15 protein-coding genes, 1 tRNA gene and 1 other annotated feature (1 of these 17 running past the window's edge) are annotated in these 17,369 nt (G+C 43.3%); of the genes, 10 read left to right on the forward strand and 6 right to left on the reverse strand.

All coding sequences use genetic code 11. The annotated features are described in order from the left end of the window. Positions 1 to 198, forward strand: a sequence feature (23S ribosomal RNA rRNA prediction is too short); it begins 129 nt to the left of the window's first position. A gap of 158 nt (positions 199 to 356) precedes the next feature. Next, a tRNA-Asn gene (locus SALPA_RS16810) sits at positions 357 to 432 on the forward strand. 588 nt (positions 433 to 1,020) lie between these two features. Next, positions 1,021 to 1,926 (forward strand): diguanylate cyclase, encoded by a 906-nt coding sequence (locus SALPA_RS16815; RefSeq protein ID WP_145096503.1) that lies wholly within the window; start codon positions 1,021 to 1,023, stop codon positions 1,924 to 1,926. Positions 1,927 to 2,015: 89 nt separating this feature from the next. Here the strand turns inward: SALPA_RS16815 and SALPA_RS16820 are convergent, their stop codons facing one another. Further along, the gene (locus SALPA_RS16820) at positions 2,016 to 2,936 is read right to left on the reverse strand and encodes a 4Fe-4S dicluster domain-containing protein (RefSeq protein ID WP_145096506.1); all 921 of its coding nucleotides are present in this window, start codon (positions 2,934 to 2,936) and stop codon (positions 2,016 to 2,018) included. A 153-nt stretch (positions 2,937 to 3,089) separates the two neighbouring features. Here SALPA_RS16820 and SALPA_RS16825 point away from each other — a divergent pair, with 153 nt between their 5' ends. Further along, on the forward strand, positions 3,090 to 4,013 hold the full coding sequence (locus tag SALPA_RS16825) for a LysR family transcriptional regulator (RefSeq protein WP_145096508.1): 924 nt from the start codon (positions 3,090 to 3,092) through the stop codon (positions 4,011 to 4,013). A 209-nt stretch (positions 4,014 to 4,222) separates the two neighbouring features. Then, on the forward strand, positions 4,223 to 5,191 hold the full coding sequence (locus SALPA_RS16830) for an acyl-CoA dehydratase activase (RefSeq protein ID WP_145096511.1): 969 nt from the start codon (positions 4,223 to 4,225) through the stop codon (positions 5,189 to 5,191). 171 nt (positions 5,192 to 5,362) lie between these two features. On the opposite strand, the gene SALPA_RS16835 is transcribed toward SALPA_RS16830, so the two are convergent. Beyond that, positions 5,363 to 5,782: an EamA family transporter gene (locus SALPA_RS16835; RefSeq protein WP_145096514.1), complete on the reverse strand. Its 420-nt coding sequence runs from the start codon at positions 5,780 to 5,782 to the stop codon at positions 5,363 to 5,365. A gap of 107 nt (positions 5,783 to 5,889) precedes the next feature. Between SALPA_RS16835 and SALPA_RS16840 the strand changes: the two genes are divergently transcribed. Both SALPA_RS16840 and pfkA read left to right on the forward strand, forming a co-directional pair. Beyond that, positions 5,890 to 6,213, forward strand: coding sequence for a CrcB family protein (locus SALPA_RS16840; protein WP_255451242.1), 324 nt, complete (start codon positions 5,890 to 5,892; stop codon positions 6,211 to 6,213). An 18-nt stretch (positions 6,214 to 6,231) separates the two neighbouring features. Beyond that, on the forward strand, positions 6,232 to 7,191 hold the full coding sequence (pfkA, locus tag SALPA_RS16845; RefSeq protein WP_145096517.1) for a 6-phosphofructokinase: 960 nt from the start codon (positions 6,232 to 6,234) through the stop codon (positions 7,189 to 7,191). A 102-nt stretch (positions 7,192 to 7,293) separates the two neighbouring features. On the opposite strand, the gene SALPA_RS16850 is transcribed toward pfkA, so the two are convergent. Continuing rightward, positions 7,294 to 7,629 carry a cupin domain-containing protein gene (locus SALPA_RS16850; protein ID WP_145096520.1) on the reverse strand — a complete coding sequence of 112 codons (336 nt, stop codon included), beginning with the start codon at positions 7,627 to 7,629 and terminating at the stop codon, positions 7,294 to 7,296. A 148-nt stretch (positions 7,630 to 7,777) separates the two neighbouring features. Continuing rightward, the gene (locus SALPA_RS16855) at positions 7,778 to 8,065 is read right to left on the reverse strand and encodes a hypothetical protein (protein ID WP_145096523.1); all 288 of its coding nucleotides are present in this window, start codon (positions 8,063 to 8,065) and stop codon (positions 7,778 to 7,780) included. A 213-nt stretch (positions 8,066 to 8,278) separates the two neighbouring features. Between SALPA_RS16855 and asnB the strand changes: the two genes are divergently transcribed. The 4 genes from asnB (at position 8,279) to larE (ending at position 14,027) form a co-directional block, all read left to right on the forward strand. Then, positions 8,279 to 10,123: an asparagine synthase (glutamine-hydrolyzing) gene (gene asnB, locus SALPA_RS16860; RefSeq protein WP_145096526.1), complete on the forward strand. Its 1,845-nt coding sequence runs from the start codon at positions 8,279 to 8,281 to the stop codon at positions 10,121 to 10,123. A 278-nt stretch (positions 10,124 to 10,401) separates the two neighbouring features. Next, positions 10,402 to 11,703: an ankyrin repeat domain-containing protein gene (locus SALPA_RS16865; protein ID WP_145096529.1), complete on the forward strand. Its 1,302-nt coding sequence runs from the start codon at positions 10,402 to 10,404 to the stop codon at positions 11,701 to 11,703. A gap of 176 nt (positions 11,704 to 11,879) precedes the next feature. Then, a complete protein-coding gene (locus tag SALPA_RS16870; RefSeq protein WP_145096531.1) occupies positions 11,880 to 13,166 on the forward strand; it encodes a homocysteine synthase in 1,287 nt (428 codons plus the stop codon). 33 nt (positions 13,167 to 13,199) lie between these two features. Next, positions 13,200 to 14,027: an ATP-dependent sacrificial sulfur transferase LarE gene (gene larE / locus SALPA_RS16875; RefSeq protein ID WP_145102052.1), complete on the forward strand. Its 828-nt coding sequence runs from the start codon at positions 13,200 to 13,202 to the stop codon at positions 14,025 to 14,027. A gap of 119 nt (positions 14,028 to 14,146) precedes the next feature. Here the strand turns inward: larE and SALPA_RS16880 are convergent, their stop codons facing one another. Continuing rightward, on the reverse strand, positions 14,147 to 15,178 hold the full coding sequence (locus SALPA_RS16880; protein ID WP_145096534.1) for a DnaJ C-terminal domain-containing protein: 1,032 nt from the start codon (positions 15,176 to 15,178) through the stop codon (positions 14,147 to 14,149). 126 nt (positions 15,179 to 15,304) lie between these two features. Further along, positions 15,305 to 17,167 (reverse strand): molecular chaperone DnaK, encoded by a 1,863-nt coding sequence (gene dnaK / locus SALPA_RS16885; protein ID WP_145096537.1) that lies wholly within the window; start codon positions 17,165 to 17,167, stop codon positions 15,305 to 15,307. Between the last annotated feature and the right edge of the window lie 202 nt (positions 17,168 to 17,369).

Consider the following 17,369-nt stretch of genomic DNA (forward strand, 5'->3'; position numbering starts at 1 on the left):
GTACCAGTTATTCCGCCAGGAGTAGAGCTGGGTAGCTACGTTCGGAAAGGATAAACGCTGAAAGCATCTAAGCGTGAAACCAGCCTTAAGATGAGGTCTGTCATTCGAAAGAAGTAAGGCCCCTTGTAGATTACAAGGTAGATAGGCCAGATGTGGAAGTGGAGTAATCCATGCAGCTGACTGGTACTAATAGGCCGAGGACTTGACTTATATTCGAGGTTCAGTGATCGAAGTTCGAGTGTTCGAATGAGCAACGAATGAAGATAACGAACTAATAGATTAATCCTAATGCGCAGTCTTTCTTCTGTGAAGTTTTTAGGGAACATACTTTAATGAGATGTTCACCTATTTAATATTCCTCGATAGCTCAGTTGGTAGAGCAATCGGCTGTTAACCGATTTGTCGTAGGTTCGAGTCCTACTCGAGGAGCCAACTTTGTTTGAAAACGCCTTCACTTTTGTGAGGGCGTTTTTTATGATTTTGAGAGAAAGTATAACTTTTTCTTAGGGTCAGGGCAATCTCAACTTCTGCTTTCGCCAAAGGCGCGGCGTAAGCCGTGGTTTCTATCTATGAAAAAGTCCTAAAATAAAGCACTATCTCAATAGGCGGATAGTGCTTTTTGGTTTGGATGAAAAAAATACTATATATGGTAATCATTGCATAGTATAATATATAAACTACAATATGCTAGAATAAATGGTGTCTTTTGGTTTTGAATGATAACACGGAAGAGTAAAATGTATTCGAATCCAAGTATAAAATAGTATTGCTTAGTGGTTTCCGCAGTAGAATCATCCTATACATTTACATTGTAAATTGATATCAGCGCTGTGAGATTAGCTAAAGATTGTCGAAAATGATAGTAATAAAGCTGTTGAATTTAATTCCATTATTATTTAGAATGTACATTAGTTGGATATACTTGAAAATATTACCATGTTTATTCACCTAAATACCAGTGTTTGTGTACAGCACAAACATGGAAACAATCATCAGGCGTAAGATAAAGGTAGTGAGGACATGATCAAAAAATCTGTTTCTGTTTTACTAATCTGTGATGCCAAGCAGCATGATGAAATTAAAACGACATTAGATGATGCTAGGATAGATATCTGCTTTAATCTGCATTGGAGCGGAAGTCTTTCAGAAGGTCTAGAAATATTGAATAATACTGCAATTGATGTTGTCCTGTTAGTTCTTGCACTTTTGGATAGCTACGGGACAAGTGGCCTGACGCAGATTCGAGATTCTAACCCGGATGTACCGGTGGTTGTTATGGTCGAAACAAGTGATGCTGCGGTGATTACCAAGGCGGTGCAGAATGGAGGCCAAGATGTTCTTGTTAAACAGGAAGTTACTGGCAATGCATTGGCGCGTTCGTTACTTTTTGCGATCGAACGGCAGCGGATAGTCCAGAAATTGCAGACTGCGTCGTTAGTTGATGAGCTTACTGGTTTATATAATCGGCGGGGTTTTATGAATTTTGCCAGCCACTATGTGCAAGTATCAAGACGATCAAGAAAAGGAATGCTATTGTTTTACGCTGATTTGGATAACATGAAGTTCATTAATGATAATTTTGGACACCAAGCGGGGGACCAAGCCATTGTTGCTACGACTCTCATACTTAAGAGTATTTTCCGTGGTTCGGATATTATTGCCCGTATTGGCGGTGACGAATTCGTTGTTTTGGTAGTAGATACGACCTTAGCGTTTGCACCTAAAATTTTGGGACGATTAAGAGAAAAAGAAAAAGACAGCATCCAGCCCTATCCGCTATCTCTTAGTGTTGGCTTTGCTTATTACGATCCCGAAAACCCATGCACAATTCAAGAACTCCTAGTTAAAGCCGATAAGTATATGTATGAAAATAAACGGACCAAACGGAATGAAATGCAAGAGAGTACAATATTGGACGTCAATTAAATGTCTTCAAGAGTAAAGGACAATACACTTGTTTAAGTAAACAGCGTGTACTGTCCTTTATATTTTAAACATTGACAAATAGTAACACTTTATTCCAAAATTTCTTGCTTTCTCGATAATATTTCATCTGATAGCAGTTGCGTTTCAACATTTTTAAAACCAAGTCTTTCTATGGTTTGAGAAAAACGTTCTCCGGTTTTACCTTGCTCTTTGTAAAAAAGAATAGCCGTTTCAATTACGCGTAAAGCTTCTTCTTTATTTGTAAACAGTTTGTTTAACGCTTGGCCATGAGCTACGCATTTACCCCATCTGCCGCCAATGTATATCTTATAGCCCTGTATTCCTCCTTTTATCGCATCAAAATTGCATTTCCCAATACAGCGTCCGCAATGTTTACAGTTGTCAGCGTTAATTTCCAAAATACCGTCTACTATAGTAGCAGCGTTTACCGGACAACCTGAAGCAACCGAACATTTTTTACAGCCCTTACACTGGTTTTTATCAAAATTAGGAATCATTTGACCAATAATACCTAAATCATTTAAGTTCGGTTTTACACAGTTATTTGGACAGCCACCTACTGCTATTTTAAATTTATGTGGCAATTTCACACTAGTATAGCCGTTGAAAAATCTTTCATGAATTTCTTTGGCTAAGCCGGAGGCATCGATAAGGCCATATTGGCAGGTGGTGCCTTTACAGGCGACAACAGGACGCACTTTAGCGCCTGTCCCCCCGGTAACGAGGTCTTCTTTGGCAATATAGGAACGGAAGTCTTCAATCTTGCTATAAGGAATACCCTGGCATTCTACACTAAGTCTTGTTGTAAAGGTTATCATACCATTACCAAATAACTCAGCAGCAGCAGCTATACATTTGGCTTGAGCAGCAGTAATAGCACCATTCACGGTAAGCACTCTTGCTGAAAAATTATCTGTTCCTCTGTTGTTAAGGAAGCCAAGTGCCTTCACTCTCTGTTCATCTTCCTTACTAATTGTTAATGTAGCCATTTTTCATATTCTCCCATGCTATTATTTCTAAAAAATATCTATGATAACAATATAACACTTGTTGATTAATAATTAAAGTGATATTATTTTATGATAATCATAGGTAAAACCTATTAATAGTAAATTTGGCTTTTAAAAGTTTAAGGAGAAAAAATGACAATACGGCATCTAAAAATCTTTATTGCTGTGGCCGAAACTGGTAAGATGAGTGCTGCTGCTGCCAAATATTTTATTTCTCAGCCAACGGTGAGCCAAGCAATTAAAGAATTGGAAAATCATTATGGAGTATTGCTATTTGAAAGAATTTCAAAAAAGTTATACATAACGGAAGCCGGGAAAAATCTACTTACCTATGCCAGGGTAGCAGTAAAGCAATTTGATGAATTGAACAAGTATATGCTTATCGGAGGTCACTCGGAAAAAATACGTATTGGTGCTACGGTAACAGTAGGCTCCTGTCTGTTACCGTCCATTCTTACTCATTTTAAGGAACGAATGCCGCATGTGGGAACCTTTGCCTATATGAATAATACAAAATCTATAGAAGATAAAATTCTGAAAGCAGAGTTGGATATCGGAATTGTGGAAGGTCAGGTCAAAAGCCATGAATTAGTAAACACTCCGGCCATAAAGGATTATCTTGTTATTATATGTGCTAAAAGCCACAGTTTTGCGGGCCGTAAACGGATTTCGATAAAAGAACTCGAGAATGAATATTTTGTAATGCGCGAAGAGGGAAGCGGCACCAGGGAATTGTTTGAGAATTATATGCAAAATAATGGAACTAAAATGAAAGTCGCCTGGGAAGTAACTTGTCCGGGCGTAATAAAAAATGCTGTATTGGAGAATAATTGCCTGGCAGCGATATCGATAAGATTGGTGGAAGAAGAGGTAAAAAGTGGACAGCTGTATGTGATAAAGAGTAAAGAAAACGCTTGGGATAGATCATTTAACATAGTCTATTATAAAAATAAGTATATAAGTGAAAGTATGAAAACGGTAATGGAAATCGTTAAGGAGTATAACAACGCAGATATCTTAAAGGGTATACCAACAGGAACCCTTGTAAATGATTGATTGACAGCCAAGAAAAACCTCATCCCTCCCCTTGGCAATTTAATGATTTCTCTGGACGCCAGAGCGGGTACTATCGTAAGAATCTGGCCAGAGCCAACCACTAGATTGATTTCAAACGGCCAAAACAGCATAAAAACAGCAATGTTGGTAATTATATATTGGGTGAATTCTCTGAGAAACTTGTCTGGATATCTCAAAGGAGGCTGTTTATGCAGGCCTATTTAGGAATTGATGTTGGTTCAGTTAGTACCAATGTGATCATTTTGGATGACCAAGCAGTAGTGAGGGATACTTTATATATCCGTACCCAAGGACGTCCCATTGAAGCCGTGCAAACAGGTTTACGGCAAATTTATGAGCGCAATCCGGATATTATGGTGCGTGGTGTAGGGACTACGGGGAGTGCAAGGGTACTGAGCGGTGTTGTAATAGGGGCAGATAGTGTAAAAAATGAGATTACAGCCCATGCTGTTGCGGCTATGCATCTGGTACCGGATGTACAGACTGTACTCGAAATTGGCGGACAGGATTCCAAAATTATTATTATGCGCAGTGGGATTGTAACCGATTTTGCCATGAATACCGTATGTGCCGCTGGTACAGGCTCTTTTCTTGATCAGCAGGCAGCTAGACTCAATATTCCTATTGAGCAATTCGGCGATATCGCGTTAGAATCTCAGGCACCTGTGCGAGTTGCCGGTCGCTGTGCTGTATTTGCTGAGTCTGATATGATTCATAAACAACAGACCGGGCATTCAACTGCTGATATTTTAAATGGTTTATGTCAGGCATTGGTTCGCAACTATCTCAATAATGTCGGTAAAGGAAAGCAAATTAAAGAACCTATTTTATTTCAAGGGGGGGTGGCCGCGAATAAGGGTATGTGCCGGGCCTTTGAAGAGGCACTAAATACTAAAGTACTAGTTCCGCCTCACTTTAATGTTATGGGCGCTGTCGGCGCGGCTTTGTTAGCTAAGGAAGAAGTTAGTGATGGCCGGCCTACGGCATTTCGTGGTTTTGGGGTTACTGATTTTAGCTATCAGCCGAAAAGCTTTGAGTGCTCAGGCTGTGCTAATATGTGTGAAATTGTTGAAATTATATTGAACGACAAAGTCATTAGCCGTTGGGGAGATCACTGTGGAAAGTGGTCAAATAATGTGAGTGAGTCGCTGCAATAAGATAAGACTTGGTTTGTGCCAAGTCCTTTAGGACGCCGGCAGAAGCCGTAGTCGTTCTATCCAGGGAAAGTTAGCCTTTCCATCTGGATAGTCAAAAAACCTTTGAGTAAATTTATTTACTCAAAGGTTTTTGATTTGGAAGAGGGAAGTTAAGTATATTAAATGTTAGCTTTACTGGAAACTGATTAATACCAGGCCTATAGTTATAAAAAAGGCACCCACGACTTGACTGGTGGTAACCATTTCGTGAAGTAGAAAATAGCTTAAAACTAGAGTAATCAGAGGAGCACAGGCCATAATCAGAGATACCTCATTTATATTGCCAGCTTTTAAAGCATAAAAATAGGCTAGGTCGCCGAGTAGAGCGGCTAGTATGGCTTCAATTGTAATGAGTATCCAGAGTGATGGTGGTACAGTGAGAAGTTCATTGTAACCGCGGGCGCTAAGAAACCATGTGGCAATAATGATCGCTGCAATCGCCGTGCGCAGAACAAACGCGGTGACAGGGTTCATGCTATTTAAAACTGTTTTGCCGAATAATGGTGCTAAACCTAAGCAAAAAACTCCAGCTAAGGCATATACTATAAACATGCTCATTCCTCATTTCACAGTAAGCTTGTTGTAGATAAATATGCTAAAATAAGTTAAAAAAAGAACTATAGACCTGCTCATTTAAATGCTAATATTATATATAGGCTTTGTATTACACAAAGGGGGCTGATTCAAAGACTGGGTACGTCATTTCCATATGGCACTTTATTTCTAATGTTGTAGGGTGCTTTATCATTGGTATTTTTATAACAATCGTTACCGAAAAATTCATTGTAAATTCGTATTGGCGTTTGTTGATTACGACTGGCTTTTTGGATGGGCTTACCACTTTTTCCTCTTACAGCTATGAAACATTTAAATTGTTTGAGGATACCGGTATTAATGCTGCGTTTTACAACATTGCCGCCAACCTGATTAGCGGACTGTTGGCTACTTGGCTAGAAATCAAAGCGATTAGGATTTTATTTTAACGGAGAGGCGGGAGTAGTATGAAGAAGATTGCGGTAATAACTAGTGGTGGTGACTGCCCGGGAATGAATGCGGCTATTCGAGCAGTAGTTCGTGTGGCATTGACTTGCGGGATTGAGGTATGGGGAATTAGAAACGGCTATGCGGGCATGATTGCTGATGATATGACGAAATTAGATTCACGTTCTGTAGGGGATATTATCCAAAAGGGGGGGACATTTTTAGGTACGGCCCGCAGTGAAGAGTTTAAAACCTTGCAGGGACAGCAAAAGGCGGCTGGCAATTTGCAGGCACATGGTATTGAAGGCCTCGTTGTTATTGGCGGTGACGGTTCTCTTACCGGAGCTAAACAACTGAGCGAGCTTGGAATTAAGATTGTTGGGTTGCCAGGGACGATTGACAATGATATTTGGGGCACAGATTATACGATTGGTTTTGATACAGCCGTAAATACAGCACTTGATGCTATAAATAAATTGCGAGATACCGCCTCTGCGCATGGACGGGTTATGCTGGTTGAGGTAATGGGGCGGGCGTGTGGCTGGATTGCGCTTACAGCGGGACTAGCAGGTGGGGCCGAAATTATTCTTATTCCAGAACAGCCCTTCTCATCAGATAATATTTGCAAAAAACTGGTAGATTCGCGCTCTAAGGGTAAGAAATACAGTATTATTGTGGTGGCTGAGGGTGCCAGTAGTGCGATTGATCTGGGTAAATACATCTCAGCCAAGACGGGATTAGAGACGAGGGTATCGGTTATTGGACATATTCAGCGTGGCGGAGCACCTACGGTAGCAGATCGCCTGTTGGCTAGCCGCTTAGCGGAGCGAGCAGTCAGAGCTCTTGCGGATGGTAGAAGTGATGTTATGATTGGCTACCACAATAACCAATGTGTGGAAGTACCCATTGCTGATGCTGTTGGTAAGAAAAAAGACATTGATCCAGAGTTATATCGCCTGGCTGATGTTTTATCTCAATAAGATTTATACTTTCTGTTAGGGTAAAAAATCCCGCATTTATTTCCAGGGAAATAAATGCGGGATTTTGTCTGATATCCGGATAATGAGAGGTGTCCCAATAAGTTACATTACAAGTACCAGTAGCATTTTAAAGTTTTCTACAGCATCAAGGCCATGAGGAATTCCAGCCGGCATAACAACGACTTGTCCGGTAGTAGCTGCGACTTTTTCGTTGCCAATTGTAATTTCAGCCTTTCCATCAAGGATGTAGACCATGGCATCGCCGGGGGCAGAGTGGCTGCTGATAGCTTCGCCTTTGGCAAAAGCAAAGAGGGTCATACTAAGTGCCTGATTTTGTGATAAAGTCAGGCTTACCACTTTGCCAGGTTGATAATCTACCAGAGTAACCATTTCCAGGGCTTTGCTGAACTCAATATTTTTGATAAATTGCTTTTCCATTATAATAACCTCCTTGTAGTTGGTATGAATTGTATCTTTGTATTTAGTTTACCAAATCAATTTAGAAGAGACTGTGACGCAAGTCACAGTTTGCCGAAAAAACAGGCCGGAGTTGGCCTGCTTTTTGCATTTTTGTTCTCTTTTACTTTTAGCGAACATCATTATTCAAATCAAGAATCCCGTCTTCAGAAACCCGTACATTAAGGCTAGCATTCTCTTCATGCCCCCAGAGCATTTTTGCTACTAAACTGTTCGCAGCGTATTTATTGTTAAACTTGAGTGCCCCTGCCCGGAAAGTATCATGGGTGTTATCAAAACTACTCTCATGGGTTACCACATTGGTGTGGTCAATATCAGGACCTTCATGAAAGGCGGGAGCTGCAGGGGAAGCAGATAGGGTGGTTCCTACTTGTAAATTATTTTTAGTTTCAGTCATGATAAGTTCCTCCTGATTGCAACGGGTGCATTTGAAGTTAGCGTATCCGTTGAATCCTTGTGCCATACATACTTTCTTTGAGTTTGTGGCAATTGTTTGTTATCGTGCATATCTATAAGCATGTGATGCGTGAGGCAAAGTCGCCTGTGCAACGTACCAGAGAGCTGGCTGCGTGTTGACACAGGCTATTCTTTTGGGGAGATGATGGGTACAATGTGTGGAATTACTGGGTGGATTGACTGGCAGCAAAATCTTGTTGAAAAAAGCCATATCGTAGCTGCGATGATTGACACGCTGGCAGCACGAGGGCCAGATGCACAGGGAGCATATATTACACCACATGCGGCATTAGGACACCGCCGTCTTAGTGTTATTGACCCGGTAGGGGGCGCGCAGCCCATGATTCGCTTTCGTGGTGAACAAAAATTCGTTATCACGTATAATGGGGAACTGTATAATATGCCAGAGCTTCGACAGGAACTTGCGGATCGGGGTCATGTTTTTAATACACGTTGTGATACTGAAGTGTTGCTTGTGGCTTTTATTGAGTGGGGTTCAGCTTGTGTTGAACGGCTTAACGGTATCTATGCTTTTGGTATTTGGGATGAAGCAAACCAAAGCCTGTTTTTGGCCCGTGATCGCATTGGTGTAAAGCCACTATTTTATACTGAACAAGGCAGCAGTTTAATTTTTGGCTCAGAGCTTAAGACGCTTTTGGCGAATCCACTTGTACGGCCAGAAATTGATGAAGAGGGCCTGGCTGAAGTATTTATGCTTGGTCCAGCCCGGACACCAGGGAATGGCGTGTTTCGTGGCGTTAAGGAATTAAAGCCCGGTCACTCAATGATATATAACAGACAGGGAAAGGTGATAACAAAATATTGGGCGCTTGAAACCAAACCGCACACAGACGATTTTGATGCAACGGCGGCTAAAGTCCGTGAGCTTTTAATTGATGCTACCACACGGCAATTGGTGTCAGATGTCCCTATTTGCACGCTGCTGTCAGGGGGCCTTGATTCCAGTGCGCTTACTGCGCTAGCTGCTATGTCAAATAAACAATCAGGTTTAGGAAGTCTAGCCACCTATTCTGTGGATTATGTAGATAACGAATTGTATTTTAAGGCAAATAGTTTTCAACCCAACTCTGATTCGCCTTGGGTTAGACGCGTATCCGAATATTTTGGTACATGTCATCATACTATTGTCTTAGATACTCCTGAACTGGCAGCAAGCTTGAGACCTGCTGCATTAGCACGTGATTTGCCAGGGATGGCTGATATTGATACTTCATTATATTTATTTTGTCGTGAAATCAAAAAGGGAGCGACAGTTGCCCTGTCGGGTGAGTGTGCTGATGAAATCTTCGGCGGGTATCCCTGGTTTCAGCGGGAAGAGATGATTAACGCTGCTACCTTTCCCTGGTCGCCGCAGCCCGAGATCCGCATTCCTTGGTTGAAACCAGAAATACAGCACAGAATTAAGCCGGCCGATTATGTAGCGCAGCGCTATAGTGAGGCTCTGGCAGAAGTGCCGCATCTGCCTGGCGAAGATAAATGTTCGGCCAGAATGCGTGAGATATTTTACCTTAGTCTTACCCGTTTTATGCCAACACTCCTTGATCGTAAAGATCGTATGAGTATGGCATTTGGCTTAGAGGTTAGAGTACCGTTTTGCGACCACCGGATTGTGGATTATGTTTGGAATGTGCCTTGGAAGCTGAAAAATGCTCACAACCGGGAAAAGGGATTATTGCGTTATGCGTTGACAGGTATTTTGCCTGAGGATGTATTGTGGCGAAAAAAGAGTCCCTATCCTAAAACACATAACCCCGCATATACTAAGGCCGTTGTCAGTGAGGCTTTCGCCGTTTTAAATCAAACGTCATCCCCGCTTAAACAGGTTCTTGCGATTGATAAATTAAGAGAAATTGCCGAGACCAATTTAGCTGCATCCAATATCCCTTGGTTTGGTCAACTGATGAGTGGGCCGCAGCTCTTTGCCTATCTCATCCAAGCTGACTATTGGATGCGCGAATACAAGGTACAAATAGTATGAAATAACCGCTGTATCTCTTGAGAAATCAGAGATACAGCGGTTAATTATTTACAAAATTAGTATTTTATCAGTAAAATATTTATTTTACTTACAGCTTTTTGTTGAAAAACAAAGGAAATATATGCTTTTAAAGCGAATATAATAAATGAACTTGTTCAGCAAAGCTGACATCGAATCTTCAGATAGGGACTCTACTCCCACCCGAAGTAACGCCGCCTATAAAGGCGGGAGTCTTATCGCATCATTAAGATAAATAAATTCATCTATCGGAGTGAAATATGCAAAATATGTGGGCAAAGCTAAAATTAAAAATTAAAGAAGCTATCGAGCAAACAAAAGGAATTAAGCCGCCGACGGTGAGTAAACCTGATTTTGCTGGACTGTTTAGTAAGGTAAAGGTGGCTATAGGCAGTCTTTTGGCAAGTCTTGAGCCTAAGCATCTGGTATATTTTGCGTTAATACTTCTGCCTGCTATTGTTGGGCTTGGGACTTACTATGGTATTATGGATAGTAAAGTGAAACTGGAAGCGGCTAATTTGCCGGAAAACCAGCTTTTTCGCATGGGTGTGAATTTTACGGCTGATGATTTTGTTAAATATGCTGGTCGGGGTGATAAAGGTATTACTACGCTATTTTTGCAAGCTGGGATGGGGCCTGATGCTTATCGGAAAAATGATGGGTTTACGCCACTCCACGCAGCTGCTGCTTATGGACGGGCTCCCATAGTTCGCCTGCTTTTAGATCAAGGCGCTGACATAAACGCCCGTGATAAAGACGGTCAGACTGCGCTAATGAAGGCTGTAGGGAATAGCCATGCCAATGTGGTGACTGTCTTGCTGCAAAGGGGCGCTAACATTACCGCCAATGATGGTAAAGGCAGTAATAGTGTCAGTATGGCTATAATCAAGAGTGACCGGAGGGTGTTGGAAGCTTTGGTGCAAGCCGGGGTTACTGAACTTAAGGGTGCATTAGATAAAGTTGCTCCTGTTAGCAATCCAGATAAGCCGTTAACCTTAACCACACCTGATAGCAAGCCTCAAGGAACGAAAACCTCCAGTTATAATTCAGCGGCCAGTAAGCCCTCGGCAGCGGTGGCTGGCCCCCAGGGGCAATTTACGTTAGCTACTGCCTATGCAGGGAACCTTGGGGTGGGTAAGTCGGTTGCCCCGCTGTACCAGGAGTTTGGCGAGCAGGCTGTAACCGGCGGTGAAGCATTTCTTAGCGGCAGAATGTATCCTGTGCTTAGGGCGTATAACCAAAGCACAGGGTCCCTGTCGCTTGTTGTTTTTTTTGCTCAGGGGAAAGAGAATGAAAAAATAGTTACTGCTATTCATGTGTTTGATGAGCGTTATCGGACCGGCAATGGTATTGGAGTAGGGACTACACTGGGCGAGCTGAGGCAAGCTGGCGGTTTAAGTTCAATTCAATACACTGACTCCCTCTATGCCATAACGCGCGATGGGAAAATACGGTATGAGCTTGATATCAGTGCCGATAGTATGCCTATTGATTGGCTAAACGGCGGCGATAGTAATTCTTTGCCTGATGATATGAAAACTAAGAGCATTTACATTTTTTAGTGTGCTTTTTTTATTGACAAAGTGCCTAGTGCTATGATATTATATGTAACATAATAGTACATAAGGTATATTTATCTAGGCTGATTAGTAAACTAAAGGCCAAAGAACTGCTCTAGTGAGCCATTCTTTGGCTTTTTTATTTTTAGTAACTTACAATTATTAGGAGGAAAATTAACATGGCATTACCTGAAAATCTAAAATTCAATACCCTGGCTGTTCACGGGGGGCAAGAGTCTGATCCTACTACTGGTTCCCGAGCGGTACCTATCTATCAGACTACGGCCTACAATTTTCGTGACGCTGACCATGCCGCCAATTTATTTGGTCTTAAAGAGCCTGGCAATATCTATTCCCGTCTTATGAATCCGACTACCGATGTATTTGAAAAACGCATTGCCGCACTTGAAGGCGGTGTAGGTGCGCTGGCTTTTGCATCCGGTCACGCTGCTATAAGTGCAGCTATCTTTAATATTGCCCAGGCTGGCGACGAAATTGTCAGCTCCTCGACCTTATATGGTGGTACTTACAATATGTTCGCCTACAACCTGCCGCGGCTGGGCATCAAAGTTACTTTTGTTGATCCCAGTGACCCTGAAAACTTTGCCAAGGCCATTACTCCAAAAACCAAGGCTCTTTATGCCGAGACCATTGGCAATCCTAAGATTGATGTGCTGGACATTGAAAGCGTAGCCGCCATAGCCCATAACAACGGCATACCACTTCTTATTGATAGTACCTTTACTAGTCCGTATCTCTGCCGCCCCATTGACTTTGGTGCTGATATTGTTATCCATTCGGCAACTAAGTTCATTGGCGGTCATGGTACATCCATGGGCGGTGTTGTTATTGACAGCGGTAAATTTAACTGGGACAACGGTAAATTCCCGTTATTATCTGAGCCTGACCCCAGCTATCATGACTTAAGATATACAGCAGCCTTAGGGCCATTGGCCTATATTATTCGCCTGCGGGTACAAATTTTGCGGGATTTAGGTGCTTGCCTCAGCCCGTTCAATAGCTTTGCATTTTTACAAGGCCTGGAAACACTACACCTCCGAATGGAGCGTCATAGCCAAAATGCTCAGAAGGTAGCCGAGTTCCTGCAAAAGCATGAGCTTGTCTCCTGGGTCAGCTACCCTGGCCTACCAAGCCATCCTGATTATAAACTGGCCCAAAAATATCTGCCCAAAGGCGCGGGCGCTATTTTGACTTTTGGTATTAAAGGTGGCCTAACGGCTGGAAAAAAATTCATTAACAGCCTTAAACTGTTCTCACTTCTTGCCAATGTTGGTGATGCCAAGTCGCTAGTTATTCACCCGGCCAGCACAACCCATTCTCAATTGAGCGGCGAACAGCTGACTGCAGCCGGTGTAAGTGACGACATGGTGCGGCTGTCTGTTGGGATTGAAGATGTAGAGGATATTATTGCTGATTTGGAGCAGGCTTTTGTAGCAACCAAATAGTAACAGGTGTAGTTTTTAGTGCAGGAGGAACCCATAGTGCAACTCAACGATAAATTAGAAAACTTGAAACAACTATTACAGGAAATGGGGACCGTGGCAATCGGTTTTTCCGGTGGCGTTGACAGCAGCTTCCTGGCTGCTGCTGCCCAGCGGGTATTAGGGGACAATGCGGTGGCTGTTACTGCTTATTCGGAAACCCTGCCTGATGCAGAACGACAGGAGGCCATTGATGTTGCTAAGCAAATTGGTATTCGTCATGTTCTGTTACACAGTAGTGAGCTTGTTAGTGACGACTTTGTTGCCAACACAGCGGAACGCTGCTACTTTTGTAAGAAAAAACGGTTTAGCGACTTGAAAAAGTGGGCTGATGAAGAGCAAATAGCCTGGGTATTAGAAGGTTCCAATGCAGATGATAAATCAGACTACCGGCCTGGCATGCGCGCTATTGACGAACTAACAGGGGTTCGCAGTCCCTTGTTGGAGGCCGGGTTGACTAAAGCGGACATCCGGGTACTATCGAAGGAATGGGGCGTTCCTACCTGGAACAAACCCAGCGCCGCCTGCCTGTCATCACGGGTGGCGTATGGTTTACCAATTACGGCTGAGAGGCTAAAGCAGATCGAATTAGCTGAGGCTGTTATTAAACAGTTCTGCGCTGGTCAGGTTAGGGTAAGACATCATGACCAACTGGCTCGAATTGAAGTTTCTCCTGAAGATATTCCAGTGCTAGCTGCACCGGAAAAAGCAGCGTTAATTAGTGGGGAACTTCGCAAGTTAGGGTTTATGTATGTCACGCTGGATTTGTCAGGGTATCGTACTGGTAGTATGAATGCGGTGTTAGACTTACCTGACAAGCAGTAGTTTTAACGAGATAGTTTAAAAGAAATAAGTCCGTACCACAATGGTGCGGACTTACTTATTTTTTTGATTACAATTGTTTGTCAAGCATATATGGGAGCTTTTGAACTCAGCAGGTACCATTAGGCGATTTTGCTTTCCGGCGTATCTTGATCAGTTATATTTAGATTGTGTAGTTGCTGGTATAGTTCTTTGGCGGCTGGTGATAGGTTTTGGGGGATATCGATACGGATTCTAAGATATAAATCGCCCAGCCCCTGTTTTTTTGGCAATCCTTTATTTTTTAAGCGCAGTCTTTGACCTGTATGTGTAGTAGGTTGAATTTTGAGCTGGACTGGACCGTGAGGCGTAGAGACTTTGATGCTGTCACCCAATACGGCTTGTTCAGGATAGAGGATGAGTTCGGTTTCCAGGTCGCTGCCAGTTATTTGCCAAGACGCGTTTTCAGCAACCTGAAGGTGAAGATGCAGATCACCGGCAGAACCAGTTCCGTATCCCTTACCGCCTAGCCCTTTTAGGCGTAGTGTAGCCCCGGGGTAGAGGCCGGCAGGTATCTTCACCTTGACAGTTCTGGTATCTTCGATGACACCAGTGCCGCCGCAGGACGGGCAGATACCTTGTTGACTAAACCGCTGCCCATGGCAGGTGGTGCAGACATTGGGCAGAGATAGATAGAGCTCTTTTTCTGCTCCGTGGATTAGCTCATTAACAGCTAAGCTGATGCTGGCATCCACGTCTTCGCCTTTGTAGTTGCCACTGTTTGCCTTGCTGCCGCCGTGTTCGCTATGGGTAAAATTTTGTCCAAAAATACTTGAGAAGAAATCGCTGAACCCAAAGTTGCTGTTATCAAAATCAGCAGCTCTCTGGTAGGTATAACTCTGATTACCAGCAGGGTTGGTTGGATCAAAATGAATGTTATCACCTGCCTGCCAATTCATACCCAACTGATCATATTTGGAACGCTTCTCGGGATCGCCCAGCACTTCATAGGCTTCGTTGATGAGCTTAAACTTTTCCTCCGCTTTGGCCTTGGCATCACCTTGATGAAGATCGGGGTGATGCTGGCGGGCCAGCTTGCGATAGGCTTGCTTGATTTCTTTCTCAGATGCCGTTTTGGAAATTCCAAGTGTTTCATAGTAATCGATATATTTCATAAGCATCACCCCTTTTTATTTTTGCGGCGAGTTAAGACCCCCGCCTTTGCAGGCGGCGTTTGTTCAGGTGGGGTAGACTCCCCACCTGAACCTGCCGATGTTTCAGCTATGCTGAAACAAGTTCACTTACTCATACTCAGCATCTATTATGTCATCATTCGGATGGGGCTGCTGAGTGGGATTAGTACTTTGGCCGGCATCAGCGGGCGTGTATTGGCTGGCTTGGTTATACGCTTGTTCCAATTCATTTTTTAGCTGTAGCAGCGTAGCTTTGTCAGCGGTGTTTTCCGCTTGTTTGACTGCATCCAGTGCAGTTGTCAGGCGGCCGCTAATATGGGCAGGCAGGGCGTCTCCCTTTTCTGTTACCAAATTACGGGCCTGATAGGCCAGAGAATCTAATTCGTTTTTCAGTTCTATATATTGTCGGCGGGTTTTATCTTCCGCAGCATAGTGCTTAGCATCAGCCACCATACGGTCAATATCTGTCTTATCCAGGTTACTGGAGCCACTGATGGTGATGGACTGCTCCTTGGTGGTTGCTTTGTCTTTGGCGCTGACGGTGAGAATACCATTGGCGTCAATGTCGAAGGTGACTTCGATCTGTGGCAGACCACGAGGCGCGACAGGAATGCCGGCTAATTTGAATTGACCAAGGGAACGGTTGTCTTTGGCCATTTCCCTTTCACCTTGAAGCACATGAATGTCTACTTCGGCTTGATTATCATCAGCAGTGCTGAAAACTTGACTGCGGCGGGCTGGAATGGTAGTGTTGCGCTCGATAACCTTAGTCATGATGCCGCCTAAGGTTTCTACGCCAAGTGATAGTGGTGTAATATCAAGGAGTACTACATCTTTAAGGTCACCACTCAAGATGGCGCCTTGGATGGCAGCGCCCACGGCTACGACCTCGTCAGGATTAACGCTTTGATTTGGGTTTTTACCAGTCATAAGTTTGATTAATTCCTGAACTGCGAGGATACGGGTAGAACCGCCTACTAAAATGATTTCATCAATGTCTTTAGCGGACAGCTTGGCATCGGCAAGCGCATTTTCCACTGGGATGCGACAACGCTCTACCAGACTGTGGGTAATTTCGTCGAATTTTGCCCGGGTAAGCTTGCTGTCCAGATGCTTAGGGCCGCCAGCATCTGCGGTGATGAACGGCAGATTGACGGTTGTTTCGGTAACTGCTGACAACTCAATTTTGGCCTTTTCGGCTGCCTCGGTAAGACGTTGCAATGCCTGTTTGTCTTTGAGAAGATCAATGCCGTTATCCTTTTTAAATTCGGCAGCCAGCCAATCGACGATAGCCTTATCAAAATCATCGCCGCCAAGGTGGGTATCGCCATTTGTGGCTTTGACTTCAAACACGCCATCGCCAACTTCAAGAATCGATACATCAAAGGTACCGCCGCCTAAGTCAAAAACCAGGATGGTTTCATTCTTTTGCTTATCAAGGCCATACGCCAGGGCCGCAGCGGTAGGTTCGTTGATGATTCTCAAAACATTGAGGCCGGCAACCTGGCCAGCATCTTTGGTGGCTTGACGCTGGGCATCGTTAAAATAGGCAGGTACAGTAATGACCGCATCGGTTATGTTTTCGCCCAGGTATTTGCTCGCGTCATCTACCAGTTTACGAAGCACTTGTGCTGAGATTTCCTCCGGTGCGTACTGCTTATCATCAACAATGAAAGTAACAGTGTTATCTGCGCCTTGCGCTATTTTATAGGGTACCAGCTTCATTTCATCTGTGACTTCACTATAACGGCGACCAATAAAACGTTTTATCGAATAAAAGGTTTTTGTGGGATTTAAGACTGACTGGCGTTTGGCTAACTGGCCCACAAGACGCTCGTTATCGCGAAATGCGACAACTGAGGGGGTAGTGCGGCCGCCTTCAACATTGACAATAACCTCAGGACGTTCTCCTTCCAATACAGATATACACGAGTTAGTAGTACCTAAATCAATGCCTACTACTTTTCCCATAATTTGCGCCTCCTCTTTATTTCAATTAAACAATAACTTACGTGGGAAGAGTTCCCTGTTTACAACTTTATAGTAACAGAAAATAATTACTAATGGAAAAATCAAAAATGTTTAAAAATAGCTACCTATAACCCTGTAAGCCATTCTATAAACAAAATGTCCGTAATTCATACCCAGGCTCATTATTTCTGACTTTTTGACC

Origin of the sequence: Sporomusa sp. KB1, from assembly GCF_007830295.1 — a bacterium.
Classification (GTDB): domain Bacteria; phylum Bacillota; class Negativicutes; order Sporomusales; family Sporomusaceae; genus Sporomusa.